We start from the raw sequence: 14,913 nt of genomic DNA, 5'->3' as shown, positions 1-14,913 counted from the left end.
GCGCCTCGCGGACCGCCTCGCCGAGCATCACGAAGCTGAGCGCGGCGGTGACGAGGAACGCGGCGGGGATCTAATCCCTGAGCCGGGCTGTGGGCGGTGGTCGCCCCGAGTCACTTCGAAGCGGGAATCAGGGTCCGGAGGCGACCTCTGGCAGGTGGCGGGCGAGCTCGGTACGTAGGACCCTCGTCGCGGGCCGAAGCAGGCCGACGTTGACTGTGTAGACAGGCTGGCCAGCACACATGCGTGGCCGAAGCGTGGTGGCGGACGGCACGACCGCTCCGGGTTGGAGGGTGACCTGGAGCATGGCGAACGGGCCAGGACGGTGGACCGTCGCCGACTGGATCGCCGGCCATGGGAGCTCGGCCGCTCGCCCCTTCCCGGCCAGCCCGAGCGCGGGATCGCTGACGTGGACCGACGGCCAGTTGCGGCGGTGCAGGGCGAGCGAGAGAGCGCTGAAGGCGACAGCGTAGAGGATGCCCGACGCGGCGGTGCTCATCAGGTCGGTCGGCAACCGCCCGGCGACGAGTGAGTACACGGCTTGGACGAAGACCCAGGCCAGGAAGCCGATCAGCAGCATGACCATGAACATGAGGCGGATGGACGTGCGGAACGTCATCCCGTCGCGCTCGTCCATGAGGGGTCCTTCCGTCGATCGATGCCGTCGACTGTAGGGCGGTGCCGCTCGCTGAACCGAATCAACAACAGACCAGCGCCGAGGACGAGGCCCGGTCCGATCACGAGGACCACGGCCTGGGTGGGTCGCGACGGCGCCGGCACGATCGACAAACCGAATGGCTGGGGCAGGCCGAGCTGGATCGCGACGAATCCGGCGATGCCCGCCCCCGACAGCGCGTACACCCGGGGGCGGACGGCCCGGTCGACGCCGCTGACCGCGGCCAGGGCGAGGGCCAGCACAACCGCGAACGTCGCGCCGGCGACAGCGTCGGCGAGCTGCGACGGGAAGACGAAGCTGGCGTGGAACCCACGGTCGATGGAGTCCGCGGGGGGCGGCGGGTGGTAATCGCCCAGGATCGGAATCGCCACCGCGGTGAGTGTGGTGACCGTGGCCGCTGCTGCGAGTAGCCGACGTCCATGGCGCCCGAGCAGGTCGAGGCCGTGCGGAGCCCGAGCCGACAGGGTCAACAGGAACGCCGCCGCGATCGCCAGCAGCAACGGCCACACCAGCAGGTCAAAGGGCACGTCGTAGCGCGGGTCGCCGTTGATCCGCAGCATGACCACGACGATCTCGTACAGCACGGCCGCCCAGGCGCCTAGCACCGCGGCGGTCCGTGCCCGGAAGAGGACGGCGACGCTGATCGCGACCCAGGCCGCTGCTCGGGGCCAGGCCCATACCGGCACGACACTCAGCGTTTCGCCCGTACGCAGGAGGAAGGCACCAGCCTCGGTCAGCGGGCGTAGCTGGCGGGCAGTCAGAATCATGGTGACGACGAGGGCAAGAACGCCGGCCGCGTCCGCCCATCGCGGTTTGCTGGACGACCGGTCGAGCACTGCCATGGTCGCGGCTCCCTCATCTGCCAGGGCAGTGCCTCACGCTGGCACCGGCCCCGAGGGTACGGGAGATCTCGCATTCCTGCCCATACGTCCGATGTCGTTGCGATGATGTGCGCAATCGATGGGAGGCATCGGTTGCTGCACTTCCTGGCGCAGGACGCCATTCCGGCTGACCTGATGGCGGCGCGGCTGCAGATGGCGTTGTCGCTCGGCTGGCACATCGTCATCGCCGCGTTCGGGGTCGGCATGCCAGCGGTCACGGTCTTCGCCGAGTGGCGGGGGCTGCGTACCGGTGACGTCGTCTACACCCGGCTGGCCCGCCGGTGGGCCTCGGTCATGGGTGTCCTGTTCGCGGTCGGCGCGGTCTCGGGGACGATCCTGTCGTTCGAGATGGGGCTGCTCTGGCCCGGCCTGATGGGGGCGTTCGGTGATGTGATCGGGCTGCCGTTCGCGCTGGAGGGCTTCGCCTTCTTCATCGAGGCCATCTTCGTGGGCATCTACCTGTACGCGTGGGACCGGCTTCCACCGCGCGCGCACCTGCTGTCCGGCCTGCCGGTCTGCGTGGCCGGGGTCGCGTCCGCGTTCTTCGTGGTGTCCGCGAACGCCTGGATGAACCAGCCGCGCGGCTTCGACCTGGTCTCCGGCAGGGCGACGAACGTACGGCCGTGGGCGGCCATGTTCAACCCGGCAACCCCACCGCAGACGGTACACATGATCATCGCGGCGTTCATGGTCACCGGCTTCGGCATCGCCAGCGTGTACGCCGTCGCGCTGCTGCGCGGTCGCCGGGACCGGTACCACCGGCTGGGGTTCGCCATTCCGTTCACCGTGGCCGCCCTCTTCGCCCCGGTGCAGGTCGTGGTCGGCGACTGGGCCGCCCGCTTTGTCGGGGAGTACCAGCCGACCAAACTGGCCGCGATAGAAGGGCTCGGCCGCACCCAGGCGGGCGCCCCGCTCTCCCTCGGCGGCGTCTACCGCGACGGCGAACTCCGCTATGCGGTGGAGATCCCCAACGCCCTGTCCCTGTTGGCCAAATGGGACGCGAACGCCGTGGTGCCGGGGCTCGACCAGGTGCCGGACGACCAGGAGCCTCCCGTGACGATCGTGAAGTGGGCGTTCCAGTTGATGGTCGCGGTCGGCTCTGCGCTGGTGGGGCTCGCCGCGTGGTGGGGGCTGTCGTGGTGGCGCCGGCGTGGCCCACCCCGCTCGCCCTGGTTCCTCCGCGCGGCGGCGCTCAGCGGAGTCGCCGCAGCGTTTGCGGTCGAGGCCGGGTGGGTGGTCACCGAGGTCGGCCGGCAACCCTGGATCGTGTACGGGGTGCTGCGTACCTCGGCCGCCGTCAACCCCGCCCCCGGCCTGGCCGCCGGTCTGGTGCTCGTTGCCAGCGTCTACCTGGTGCTGACGGTCGCGACCATCCTGGTGCTGCGTCGGATGGCCCGGCACCGCGAGGAGCCGGTGGCGCCGCAGGAGGGGGCACCGGCGGCGGCGGAAACCGGGCCGTGACCATCGCCGACATCCTGCTCGGGGTCCTCCTGCTCGGACTGACCCTGTACACCCTGTTCGCCGGGGCCGACTTCGGTGCCGGCATCTGGGACCTGCTGTCCGGCGGCACCCGTCGCGGTGCCGGTCGGCGGAAGCTGATCGAACACTCCATCGCCCCGGTCTGGGAGGCCAACCACGTCTGGCTGATCCTGGTGATCACACTGTTCTGGACCGCCTTCCCGCCGGCGTTCGCGGCCTTCGCCTCCACCCTCTACATCCCGCTCACCCTGGCCGCGTTCGGCATCATCGGCCGGGGAGCCGCATTCGCCTTCCGCAAGGCCAGCCATACGTTGGCCCAACAGCGGCTCTACGGTGCGACGTTCGCGCTCTCCTCGCTCGCCACCCCGTTCTTCCTCGGTGCGATCGTCGGTGCGCTCGCCTCCGGGCGCGTACCTCCCGGCATCGCCCAAGGCGACATCTGGGGCAGCTGGCTCAACCCCACCTCCATCTACAGCGGCCTGCTCGCCATCGGCGTCTGCGCCTATCTGGCCGCGGTGTACCTGCTCCACGACGCCCGGCGGGCCGGAGCTCCCGAGCTGGTCGCCCAGTTCCGTCGTCGGGCCCTGGTCACCGGTGTGCTCGTCGGTGCCGGCGCCCTCGCCGGTCTCGCCGTGGTGGCCGTCGACGCACCGGACCTCTTCGCCGATCTGGGCGGGCGCGCGCTGCCCCTGGTGCTGCTGTCCCTCGCCGCCGGCATCGGCTCCCTGGTCCTGATCGCCGCCGGCCGGTACCGGTTGGTCCGGGTCACCGCCGCCCTCGCCGTCGCCGCCGTCCTGTGGGCGTGGGGCGCGGCACAGTACCCCGTCCTGCTTAGTCCCGGCCTCGACGTCGCGCACGCGGCCGGGGACCCCACCGTCCTCGCCACCGTGCTGGTGGTCCTGGTCATCGGAGCGCTGCTGCTCGTGCCGTCGCTGCTCTGGCTCTTCGGCATCTTCCAGCGGGCCGAACCCCCGCGTGGTCGACCGACCGGGGCAACTCCTGATCACCTTCAGCGCTGAAACCGTGGTGAAACCGCGGTGATCCCCGCCGCCGGCACGCTACGGGCATGACGACGACCATTCCAGGGCCGGCGATCGCCGTGACCGGCCTGCGCAAGTCGTACGGCGATCATGTCGTGCTCGACGGCATCGACCTGCACGTACCGGAGGCCTCGGTCTTCTCCCTGCTCGGCCCGAACGGCGCGGGCAAGACCACGATGGTCCAGATCCTCTCGACGTTGATCCGGGCGGACGGCGGCGACGTCCGGATCCTTGGCCACGACCTGACGAGCGAGCCGGACCGGGTGCGGGCCGCCATCGGCGTCACCGGGCAGTTCTCCGCCGTGGACAACCTGCTCACCGGCGCGGAGAACCTCCGGTTGATGGCGGACCTGCGGCACCTGGGCCGCGTCGAGGGACGTCGGATCGTGGCCGACCTGCTGGAGCGGTTTGACCTGGCGGAGGCGGCCGGGAAACCCGTGTCCACCTATTCGGGCGGGATGCGGCGACGGCTGGACCTGGCGATGACGCTCGTGGGCCGGCCGCGGCTGATCTTCCTCGACGAACCGACGACCGGTCTGGACCCGCGCAGCCGGCGGATGATGTGGCAGATCATCAAGGAACTGGTGGCGGGTGGCGTGACCATCTTCCTGACCACCCAGTATCTGGAGGAGGCCGATCACCTCGCCGGGCGGATCGCGCTGCTCGACCAGGGACGGCTGGTTGCCGAGGGAACCCCGGACGAGCTGAAGCGACGCATCCCGGGTGGTCATGTCCGGTTGCGGTTCGGCGACCCGGTTGGTTTCGACGCGGCGGCCCGCGCGCTGCCGACGGCGGCGCGTGACAACGAGGCCCTCACGCTGCAGGTGCCGAGTGACGGCAGCGTCCGCTCGGTGAAGGCCCTGCTCGACCGGCTCGACGGCGCGTCGATCGAGGTCGACGCGCTGTCCCTGCACACCCCCGATCTCGACGACGTCTTCCTGGCGCTGACCGGCCGCCCCACCGACGAGAAAGTTGGCGCGAAGTGACCACTCTGGCCCACACCCTCGGCGATTCGGCGACCATGCTGCGCCGCAACCTGCGGCACGCGCTGCGCTATCCGGCATTGACCGTGGCGGTCATCGGGATACCGGTGATCTTCCTCCTGTTGTTCGTCTATGTCTTCGGCGGCACCCTGGGCAACGGCCTCGGGCGGGTCTCCGGTGGCCGCTCCGAGTACGTCAACTACGTCACCCCCGGCATCCTGCTGCTCGCGATCGCCGGGGCGGCCCAGGGCACGGCGATCTCGGTGGCCATGGACATGACCGAGGGCATCGTCGCCCGCTTCCGCACCATGTCGATCGCCCGGTCGGCGGTGCTGACCGGGCACGTCGTCGGTGCCGTCCTGCAGACGATGACCGGCGTCGCGGTCGTTGTCGCGGTGGCCCTGCTGGTCGGGTTCCGGCCCTCCGCCGGTCCGGCCGGGTGGCTGGCGGCCGTCGGGTTGCTCGTGCTGGTCTCCTTCGCCATCACCTGGCTGTCGGTGGCGCTGGGCATGGTGACCAGGAGCGTGGAGAGCGCCAGCAACCTGCCGATGCCGCTGATGCTGCTGCCCTTCCTCGGCAGCGGGTTCGTGCCGACCGAGTCGATGCCGGTGGGCCTGCGCTGGTTCGCCGAGTACCAGCCCTTCACCCCGATCATCGAGACTCTGCGCGGCCTGCTCTTCGCCACGTCGACGGGCAGCAGCGCGGCCCAGGCGGTCGGGTGGTGCGTGGGCATCGCCGTGGCGGGCTACCTGTGGGCCCGGAGACTGTACGACCGGGACCCGTCGCGCTGACCGGCCGAGGGCCGGGCGCGCAGCGCGGTGAGGGCGGCCGCCCGCAGGTCGTCGTGACCGAGGGCGGCGTACGACGCGGACGCCTCGTCGTACGCCGCCCGGTCGGCCTGCTCGGCCGCCCGCCGCGCCGCGGCGGACGACATGCTGGGCTGGAAGTTGCGGAGACAGCCGAAGCGCTCCGCCAACGCGATCAGGCGTGCGCCGGAGGCCAGCAACTGCTCGTCGCCGGTGCGATCCCCCCGCTCGAGGTCCACCATCGCCAGTGCCAGCAGCATGGCACCGCAGATCGGCAACTGCGCCAGGAACGCCGGCGGATTGTCGAGGGGACGGGCGAGCAGCGCGGCAAGCTTCCCCGACAGGTCGTCGACCAACTTTTCGACGGCGTCCAGCCCGCCGCGCCGGGCGTGGGCGACGACGGCGGCGGCCCGTACCTCCAGGATCCATGGCGGATCACCGTCCGGCTGCGCCCACACCAGCGGATCCAGCGGGGTCGCCAGCTGATCCACGGCGGCCCGCCACAGGCGCAGGCCCGCCTCGACGTCACCGCGGGCCAGCGCCACCTCCGCGCGGACCCCGGTCTCAAAGGACCGCATCCGGTACGCGTCGTCCGCGCGATCGTACGTGGCGAGCGCCAGCCAGCGCTCCGCCTCGTCCACCGCGCCGAGTTGCAGGTTGACCAGCACCAGCGCCCACCGGATCTGGAGCACGTCGAGCCAGGGCCCGGACTCGGTCAGCAGGTTCAGGGCGGCGGTGAGGTTGCCGCGCGCCTCCTCGCCGAGTTCGGCCTGCATGCACAGCTCACCGACCCGGGAGTGGGCGAGGACGCGGATCCAGGGGACGGGCCGGTCGGCGAGCGCGCCGAGCATCCGCCGGGCGGCGGCCAGGGCGTGCTCGGGCTGGCCCGACTGCTCGAACACGTAGCTGGCCAGGCAGTTCCCGACTCCGGCCACCAGCGGCTCGGGATGGTCGCAGAACCGGAGCAGGGCAGCGGGATCGACGGCCATCTCCGGCACCGCGCACAGGACCGTGGCCAGGGCGCCGATCAGGGTGCCCGGTGGCGGCGGAGGCAGCCGGCGCAGCGTGACCAGCGCGCGGGTCGCGCGCGGCCCGAGCATCATGAAGGTGTGCGCCACGGCCAGGACCGAGGTCGTGCGGGTGACCTCCAGAAACGGCGGTTCAGGCCGAAAGTGGGAGAGGACCGGGGCCGTCTCATCGGTGAGGGTCAGCATCCGCGGGTAGTTGGCGTCCAGGGTCCACAGGCCGGCGAGGACCGCCGAGGTCGCGGCGACCGTCCCGCCGTCGCAGCGGGCCAGCCCGTACCGGAGCGCCAGCACCAGGTTGTCCTGCTCGGTACGGATCAGCTCGGCCGCGGTGAAGGCGGCGGCCCCGAGCAGCGACTCGTGGTGGCTCACGCCGAAGTCCCGCGCCCAGCCGAGGAAGTCGCTGATCACCTGCTCGGTCTCGTCGGCCTCGTCCCGGCGGGCTGCGGCGAACTCGCGGACGGTCTCCAGCATCCGGAACCGCACCCCGGCCGGGGTGTCCTCGACCTTCAGCAGCGACTGGTCGACCAGGTGCTCAAGCACGGTCAGCACGTCGTCGTGTCCGAGCAACCGCCGGGCGGCGGCAGCGTCGAATCCACCGGGGAAGATCGACAGCGCGCGCATGGCGGCCTGCCCGCTGGGCCGGAGGAGGGCCCAGCTCCAGTCGACCACGGCGTGCAGGGTGTGGTGGCGCTGCGGCGCGTCCCTGGCGCCCCCGCGGAGCAGGGCGAACCGGTCGTCCAGCCGGCGGGTGATCTCGGGGACCGTCATGACCCGCACCCGGGCCGCGGCCAGCTCAACCGCCAGCGGCAGCCCGTCGAGGTGCCGGCACAGGTCCGCCACCGCGTCGGCGGGCAGAGCGGCGCCGGGTCGGGCGGCGCGCGCCCGTTGGGTGAACAGTTCGACCGCCGCCGGGAGGGCCAGCTCGGGCAGCGGGTGAACCGACTCGGACGACAGCCCCAGTGGGGTCCGGCTGGTGGTGAGCACCCGCAGGTCGCGGGTCATCGAGACGAGCGCGTTCACCAGGTCGGCGACACCCTGGACGACCTGTTCGCAGTTGTCCAGCACCAGCAGCCCGGGACCGGGACCGAGGGCGGCCGCGATCGCGGAGACCGCGCCCGGGGCGACGGTGCGTGGGCCGACGGGGGGCTGGCGGGACTCGCCGACCCCGAGGGCGGACGCCACCTCGGCCGCCACTTCATGGTCGGCGGTGACGCCGGCGAGCGGGACCACGTACACGACGGGTTGCTCGGCCCGCCGGGCGACCGCGTACGCGAGACGGGTCTTGCCGAGGCCGCCCGGTCCGACGATCGACGTGACCCGCGCGGTGCGCAGCAGCGCGGTCACCGCCGCGATGTCGTCGTCGCGGCCGAGCAGCATGTTGGGCTCGTGGGGCACGTTGTGTCGGGTGACGTGAGCCTCGCCGCCGATCAGCTCTCGGTGAATCTGCCGCAGCGTCGGGCCGGGATCGCTGCCAAGGTCGTCGCGCAGCCGGCGGCGGAAATCCTCGTAGCGGCGCAGGGCCGCCGGCGTGCCGGTGGTCGCGGCCTCCGAGCGCAGCAGCGCGGCCAGGATCTCCTCGTCCTCGGGGCGGCGTGCGGCGAGCGTGTCGAGCGCGGGGCGGGCTTCGGCGTGTCGACCGAGCCGGGACAGGGCCAGCGCCCGGGAGCGCTCGAGCGACCGGTAGATCGGCACGCGCGCCGCCCGCAGCACCGCCAGCGGATCGTCGGCGAACGTCCCGTCGGTGGGCGGTGCCGCCCACAGGGCGAGTCCGGCCTCGGCCTCGGCCAGCGCGGCCAGGTCCTCGCCGGCACGGGCGTGCCGCTCGGCCGCGTCGGCATGCACCCGTACGGCCGTGGCGTCGACCTGCTCCTCGGTCAGGTTCAGGCGGTAGCCGCTGGCCGTCTTCTCGATCAGGTGGGCGCCGAGATCCGCACGAGCGCGGGAGACGAGGATCTGCAGGGCCTTCGACGGGTGTTGTGGCTGGCGGTCCGGCCACAGGGCGTCGATGAGCCTGGTCGTGCCGCACCCGCTGACCAGGTGGTCGGCTAGCAGTGCGAGGAGCCCGCGCAACTGGGGCCCGGTGATCTCCTGATCGCGCCAGGCCACTCTGGTCAGCAGGGACAGTTCGGGGGCCACCTGATCAGGTTAGGCCGCTTGAGCCAGTCATCGACCAGCCGATGCGGGCGGTGCGGGGGCGCTGCGCCGGGCGTCCGCCGCCGGCGCCGAGGGTGCGGAGCCGGCCGCGACCAGGCTGGCGGCATCGCCCATGCGACTGAATAGGCCTCGACCCCCGCGCAATTTTCACGCGTTTTTCACGGCAGCCCGCGGGACAGCTGGAATGAGGCCGAGAGATGGCTGCCCGGCGTGCCGTTAAGGCGGCGTCAAAATTGCCGGTCGGCGCGTAGCAGATCCGTGAAAGCCATCGACGGCGGCTATGGACCGGACTGGTATTGGCCACAGGCGGGCCTGAGGTGCGGGCCCTCGTTGCCGCCGGAGGCGTGCTGTGACTGTCGATCGAGTTCAGAAGGGCGCGACGTACGGGGAGCCGACGCCGACGGGGGTCAGCGTGGCGGTCGGCTGGGTGGTGATGGTCGGGGTGGCGTTGCTGGCCGCGGCCATGTTCCCGCCGGCGGAGCTGCCGCCACGGGCCGTCCTCATGGCCGTCGCCGCCGGCGCCTATGCGGCGCTGGTGGCGGACCTGCGGGCGGTCGCTGCGGTGACGGCACTGGCGACGGCCACGTTCGTCGGGTTCCTCGCGCACCGCTTCGGCGAGCTGACCGGCGGCGGACACGCCTGGTCGTACGCCGCGGTGATCGCCTTGGCCGCCGCGCTCGGGACCGGGTACCGCCACATGAGGTCGATCGGGTCGCCGGGTGACGGCAACCTGTGACGGCCCTCACCCGATCAGCAGGCCCCGTCAAAAAGGCGTCAAGAATCGGCGGTTCGCCGTCATGGTCGCGTTATAGAGCCTGTCCTTCCAAGGTCAGGGGCGTTTTGATTGCCCGGCGCGACCGGAAGGCGGTCGTGAGAACTAGTCAGCTATGAGGAGTCAGCTGTGTCTGACCTGCTGTTCGTGCTGTTGACGGTGGCGCTGTTCGCGGCGCTCACCCTCGTGGTGAGGGGTGTGGAGAAGCTGTGAGCGCCGTCAACGCCGTCGGTCTGGTACTGGCGATCGGCCTGGGCATCTTCCTGGTCGCCGCCCTGCTCTTCCCAGAGCGTTTCTGATGAGCACGACGACAGCCGGCGTCATCTTCGTCCTGGTGCTGGTGGCGGCGCTGGTCGCCGCCTACAAGCCGTTCGGCGACTACATGTTCCGGGTGGTCTCCGGCACCCGGCACTCCCGCATCGAGCGCGGCATCTACCGCCTTGTCGGCGTCAACCCGGCGGCCGAGCAGTCCTGGGGCGTCTACGCCCGCAGCGTGCTTGCCTTCTCCGCCGTCTCGATCCTGTTCCTGTACGCCTTCCAGCGACTGCAGAACCACCTGTGGCTCTCGTTGGGCTTCGACCCGGTGATGACCCACGGCGCGTGGAACACCGCGGTCTCGTTCGTGACCAACACCAACTGGCAGTGGTACTCGGGTGAGTCGACCATGGGCCACCTGGTGCAGATGGCCGGCCTGGCGGTGCAGAACTTCCTCTCCGCCGCGGTGGGTATTGCCGTCGCGGTCGCCCTGGTGCGTGGCTTCGCCCGCAGCCGGACCGGGGAGCTGGGTAACTTCTGGGTCGACCTGACCCGGATCACCCTGCGGATCCTGCTGCCGATCGCGGTGCTCGGCGCGATCGTCCTGATGATCGGCGGCGCGGTGCAGAACCTCTCCGACGGCGTCGACGTGACCACGCTGACCGGTGGCACGCAGCACATCACCGGCGGGCCGGTGGCCAGCCAGGAAGTGATCAAGGAATTCGGCACCAACGGCGGCGGCTTCTACAACACCAACAGCGCCCACCCGTTCGAGAACCCGACCACCTGGACCAACTGGCTGGAGATCTTCCTGCTCCTGGTGATCCCGTTCAGCCTGCCCCGGGTCTTCGGCCGGATGGTCGGCCAGAACCGCCAGGGCTACGCGATCGCCGCCGTCATGGCGACCCTGGCGCTCGCCAGCATCACCCTGACCAACGTCTTCGAGCTGGCCGGGCACGGCACCGTCCCGCAGGCGATCGGCGCCGCGCTGGAGGGCAAGGACGTCCGGTTCGACGTGTCGAACTCTGCGACCTTCGCCGCGGCGACCACGCTCACCTCCACCGGCGCGGTGAACTCGTTCCACGACTCCTTCACCGCGCTCGGCGGGATGATGCCGATCGTCAACATGATGCTCGGCGAGGTGGCGCCCGGTGGCACCGGCTCCGGCCTCTACGGCCTGCTGATCCTCGCGGTGATCACGGTGTTCGTCGCCGGGCTGATGGTCGGCCGGACCCCGGAGTACCTCGGCAAGAAGATCGGCTCGCGGGAGATCAAGATGGCCTCCCTGTACTTCCTGATCACCCCGGCCCTGGTGCTGGTCGGCACCGCCGCGGCCTTCGCCACCGGCAACAACGCCACCGCGCTCAACGTCGGACCGCACGGCCTGTCCGAGGTGCTCTACGCGTTCACCTCGGCCAGCAACAACAACGGCTCCGCGTTCGCCGGGATCACCGTCAACACCCCGTGGTGGAACACGGCACTGGGGATCTGCATGCTCCTCGGCCGGTTCCTGCCGATGATCTTCGTGCTCGGCCTGGCCGGCTCGCTGGCCCGCCAGAAGCCCACCCCCGCCTCCGAGGGCACCTTGCCGACCCACCGACCACTCTTCGTCGGGATGGTCGTCGGCGTGACGGTGATCCTCGTCGCGCTGACCTTCCTACCCGCGCTCGCGCTCGGCCCCTTCGCTGAGGGGCTGTGACCACTATGAGGAACAAGGACATGTCCGTCACGCCCGTGACATCCGGCACCGAAGAGGAGCCGATCGCCGGCACCCCGGCCACCCATGGCAACCGGGTGGGCGCCGGCCTGCTCGACCCGAAGCAGCTGATCCGGTCCCTGCCCGACGCGCTGCGCAAGCTCGACCCCCGCACGCTGTGGCGCAACCCGGTGATGTTCATCGTGGAGATCGGCGCCGCGTTCACCACCGTCCTGGCGGTGACCAGCCCGTCGGTCTTCGCCTGGGCCATCACCGTCTGGCTCTGGCTGACCGTGGTCTTCGCGAACCTCGCCGAGGCGGTCGCCGAGGGCCGGGGCAAGGCCCAGGCCGCAGCCCTGCGGCAGGCGAGGAAGGAAACCGTCGCCACCCGCCTGCTCGGCTGGGCGCCCGGCGCGGCGGCGAACACCTACCGCGACGAGGCCGTCCCCGCGCCGGAGCTCAAGCAGGGCGACATCGTCCTGGTCGAGGCCGGGGGCATCATCCCCGGTGACGGGGACGTGGTCGAGGGGATTGCCAGCGTCGACGAGTCCGCGATCACCGGCGAGTCGGCTCCGGTCATCCGGGAGTCCGGCGGCGACCGCAGTGCGGTCACCGGCGGCACCAAGGTGCTCTCCGACCGGATCATCGTGAAGATCACCCAGAAGCCGGGGGAGAGCTTCATCGACCGGATGATCGCCCTGGTCGAGGGCGCCAGCCGGCAGAAGACGCCGAACGAGATCGCGCTGAACATCCTGCTCGCCGCACTCACGATCATCTTCCTGCTGGCCGTGGTCACCCTCCAGCCGCTGGCCATCTTCTCGAAGGGCTACCAGGCGGCGGCTCCTGACACCCAGGCGATCACCAACGCCGGGGTGACCGGGATCGTGCTGGTCTCCCTGCTGGTCTGCCTCATCCCGACCACCATCGGCGCGCTGCTGTCGGCCATCGGCATCGCCGGCATGGACCGGCTGGTGCAGCGCAACGTGCTCGCGATGAGCGGGCGCGCGGTCGAGGCGGCCGGCGACGTCAACACGCTGCTGCTGGACAAGACTGGCACGATCACCCTTGGCAACCGGCAGGCCGCCGAGTTCCTGGCGGTCGAGGGCGTCACGGCGGACGAGGTGGCCGACGCGGCGCAGCTGTCGAGCCTGGCCGACGAGACCCCCGAGGGTCGCTCGATCGTGGTGCTCGCCAAGAACGAGTTCGGGCTCCGCGAGCGCGAGCCCGGCCTGATCGCGAACGCCACCTTCGTCCCGTTCAGCGCCCAGACCCGGATGAGCGGCGTCGACCTCGGCGTCGAGAGCGTCGACGGCGGGGTACGCCGCATTCGCAAGGGCGCCGCGGCGGCGGTGATGAAGTGGGTGCGGGAGAACGGCGGCCACCCGACCGAGCAGGTCGGCCAGCTTGTCGACGAGATCAGCGGCATCGGCGGTACGCCGCTCGTCGTCGCCGAGCACCTCGACGGCCAACCGGCCCGGACCCTCGGCGTCATTCACCTGAAGGACATCGTCAAGACGGGGATGCGGGAGCGGTTCGACGAGATGCGCCGGATGGGCATCCGCACCGTCATGATCACCGGTGACAACCCGCGGACCGCCCAGGCGATCGCCGACGAGGCCGGAGTGGACGACTTCCTCGCCGAGGCCACCCCGGAGGACAAGCTCGCCCTGATCAGGAAGGAGCAGCAGGGCGGCCGGCTGGTCGCGATGACCGGCGACGGCACCAACGACGCGCCGGCGCTGGCCCAGGCCGACGTCGGGGTGGCGATGAACACCGGCACGTCGGCCGCCAAGGAGGCCGGCAACATGGTCGACCTCGACTCCGACCCGACCAAGCTGATCGAGATCGTCGAGATCGGCAAGCAGTTGCTGATCACCCGGGGCGCGCTGACCACGTTCAGCATCGCGAACGACATCGCGAAGTACTTCGCGATCATCCCCGCGATGTTCGCCGTCATCTACCCGAGTCTGAACGCGCTGAACATCATGCGCCTGCACAGCCCCGAGTCGGCGATCCTGTCCGCGGTCATCTTCAACGCGATCATCATCGTCGCGCTGATCCCGCTGGCCCTGCGGGGCGTGCGGTACCGGCCGGCGAGCGCGTCGAAGCTGCTCAGCCGCAACCTGTGGCGCTACGGCCTCGGCGGCATCATCGTGCCGTTCATCGGCATCAAGCTCATCGACCTGCTCATCCAGTTCATCCCGGGGATCTCGTGATGCGCCTACCCACCTGGCTCGCCCAGCACCTCGCCGCTCTGCGCGCGCTGCTCGTCTTCACCGTCCTGCTCGGACTGGCCTACCCGCTCGCCCTGGTCGCGGTCGGCCGGCTGCCCGGCCTCAACGACAAGGCGGACGGCTCCCTCGTCACGGTCAACGGAAAGACCGTCGGCAGCGCCCTGATCGGCCAGGCCTTCACCGACGCGGACGGCAACCCCGTCCCGCGCTACTTCCAGTCCCGCCCGTCGGCCGCCGGCGACGGCTACGACCCCACCTCCACCGCCGCGAGCAACCTCGGCCCGGAGAGCGTGGTCGACACCATCGCCCCGAATCCCGACGACTCCACGCAGAGCCTGCTCACCCAGGTCTGCGTCCGCAGCAAGGCCATCGGCGAGCTCGACGGCGTCGACGGGCGCCGCCCGTACTGCACCCCCGACGGGGTCGGTGCGGTGCTGGCGGTGTTCCACGCCAACGGCCTGACCGGCGCGATCACCCGCGTGGTCAGCGTCAACCAGGTCGCGCCGGCGACCCCGTTCATCTCCTCGTACCAGGGGGTGCCGGTGGAGCTGGCGAAGCCCGGCGAGGACTACGTCGCGGCCGGCGGGCTGATCACCCCGGTCCGTGGTGACGCTCCCGCCCACCCGGCCGTGCCCGCCGACGCGGTCACCGCCAGCGGCAGCGGCCTCGACCCGCACATCAGCCCGGCGTACGCCGAGTTGCAGGTCACCCGGGTCGCCCGCGAGCGGCACGCGGACCCGGCGGAGATCCGCCGCCTGGTCGCCGAGCACACCGACGGCCGGGCGCTGGGCTTCATGGGTGCACCCGGGGTCGATGTGCTGGAACTGAACGTCGCCCTCGACAAGAAGTACCCGGTCGGCTGACCCAATCCGAGCGGGGGCCACCGGCATTCGGTGGCCCCCGCTCGGCGAT

The 14,913-nt window shown here is 71.1% G+C and carries 12 protein-coding genes; 9 read left to right on the top strand and 3 right to left on the bottom strand.

The features are described from left to right. Window positions 1-127: 127 nt before the first annotated feature. The gene (locus GA0070624_RS22865; protein WP_091344395.1) at window positions 128-634 is read right to left on the bottom strand and encodes a hypothetical protein; all 507 of its coding nucleotides are present in this window, start codon (window positions 632-634) and stop codon (window positions 128-130) included. Next, on the bottom strand, window positions 613-1,515 hold the full coding sequence (locus GA0070624_RS22860) for a hypothetical protein (protein WP_141715135.1): 903 nt from the start codon (window positions 1,513-1,515) through the stop codon (window positions 613-615). The genes GA0070624_RS22865 and GA0070624_RS22860 overlap by 22 nt, the downstream gene beginning before the upstream one ends. A 132-nt stretch (window positions 1,516-1,647) precedes the next feature. On the opposite strand from GA0070624_RS22860, the gene GA0070624_RS22855 reads away from it, so the two are divergent. From GA0070624_RS22855 to GA0070624_RS22840, 4 genes are read left to right on the top strand one after another with little or no spacing between them, the layout of a single operon-like run. After that, window positions 1,648-3,015, top strand: a complete 1,368-nt coding sequence (locus tag GA0070624_RS22855) for a cytochrome ubiquinol oxidase subunit I (protein WP_245718937.1) — start codon at window positions 1,648-1,650, stop codon at window positions 3,013-3,015. Continuing rightward, window positions 3,012-4,052: a cytochrome d ubiquinol oxidase subunit II gene (locus GA0070624_RS22850; protein WP_091344389.1), complete on the top strand. Its 1,041-nt coding sequence runs from the start codon at window positions 3,012-3,014 to the stop codon at window positions 4,050-4,052. The genes GA0070624_RS22855 and GA0070624_RS22850 overlap by 4 nt, the downstream gene beginning before the upstream one ends. A 47-nt stretch (window positions 4,053-4,099) precedes the next feature. Beyond that, window positions 4,100-5,059, top strand: coding sequence for an ATP-binding cassette domain-containing protein (locus tag GA0070624_RS22845; RefSeq protein WP_091344386.1), 960 nt, complete (start codon window positions 4,100-4,102; stop codon window positions 5,057-5,059). After that, window positions 5,056-5,847, top strand: a complete 792-nt coding sequence (locus GA0070624_RS22840) for an ABC transporter permease (protein ID WP_218105261.1) — start codon at window positions 5,056-5,058, stop codon at window positions 5,845-5,847. The genes GA0070624_RS22845 and GA0070624_RS22840 overlap by 4 nt, the downstream gene beginning before the upstream one ends. On the opposite strand, the gene GA0070624_RS22835 is transcribed toward GA0070624_RS22840, so the two are convergent. Further along, window positions 5,802-9,026 (bottom strand): ATP-binding protein, encoded by a 3,225-nt coding sequence (locus GA0070624_RS22835; RefSeq protein WP_091344383.1) that lies wholly within the window; start codon window positions 9,024-9,026, stop codon window positions 5,802-5,804. The genes GA0070624_RS22840 and GA0070624_RS22835 overlap by 46 nt on opposite strands. A gap of 367 nt (window positions 9,027-9,393) precedes the next feature. Here GA0070624_RS22835 and GA0070624_RS34940 point away from each other — a divergent pair, with 367 nt between their 5' ends. The 5 genes from GA0070624_RS34940 (at window position 9,394) to GA0070624_RS22810 (ending at window position 14,864) form a co-directional block, all read left to right on the top strand. Next, complete coding sequence (locus tag GA0070624_RS34940) at window positions 9,394-9,780, top strand: hypothetical protein (protein ID WP_176731825.1); 387 nt, start codon at window positions 9,394-9,396, stop codon at window positions 9,778-9,780. A 245-nt stretch (window positions 9,781-10,025) separates the two neighbouring features. Beyond that, entirely contained in the window at window positions 10,026-10,115 is a 90-nt protein-coding gene (kdpF, locus tag GA0070624_RS22825; RefSeq protein WP_091344381.1) for a K(+)-transporting ATPase subunit F, read from the top strand. Continuing rightward, the gene (kdpA, locus tag GA0070624_RS22820; RefSeq protein WP_091344379.1) at window positions 10,115-11,770 is read left to right on the top strand and encodes a potassium-transporting ATPase subunit KdpA; all 1,656 of its coding nucleotides are present in this window, start codon (window positions 10,115-10,117) and stop codon (window positions 11,768-11,770) included. The genes kdpF and kdpA overlap by 1 nt, the downstream gene beginning before the upstream one ends. 20 nt (window positions 11,771-11,790) lie before the next feature. Further along, complete coding sequence (gene kdpB, locus GA0070624_RS22815; protein WP_091344377.1) at window positions 11,791-13,983, top strand: potassium-transporting ATPase subunit KdpB; 2,193 nt, start codon at window positions 11,791-11,793, stop codon at window positions 13,981-13,983. Beyond that, a complete protein-coding gene (locus GA0070624_RS22810; RefSeq protein ID WP_091344375.1) occupies window positions 13,983-14,864 on the top strand; it encodes a potassium-transporting ATPase subunit C in 882 nt (293 codons plus the stop codon). The genes kdpB and GA0070624_RS22810 overlap by 1 nt, the downstream gene beginning before the upstream one ends. The last annotated feature ends 49 nt before the right edge of the window (window positions 14,865-14,913 follow it).

Source organism: Micromonospora rhizosphaerae, assembly GCF_900091465.1.
Lineage (GTDB): Bacteria > Actinomycetota > Actinomycetes > Mycobacteriales > Micromonosporaceae > Micromonospora > Micromonospora rhizosphaerae.
This window is presented reverse-complemented; position numbering and strand designations above follow the sequence as displayed.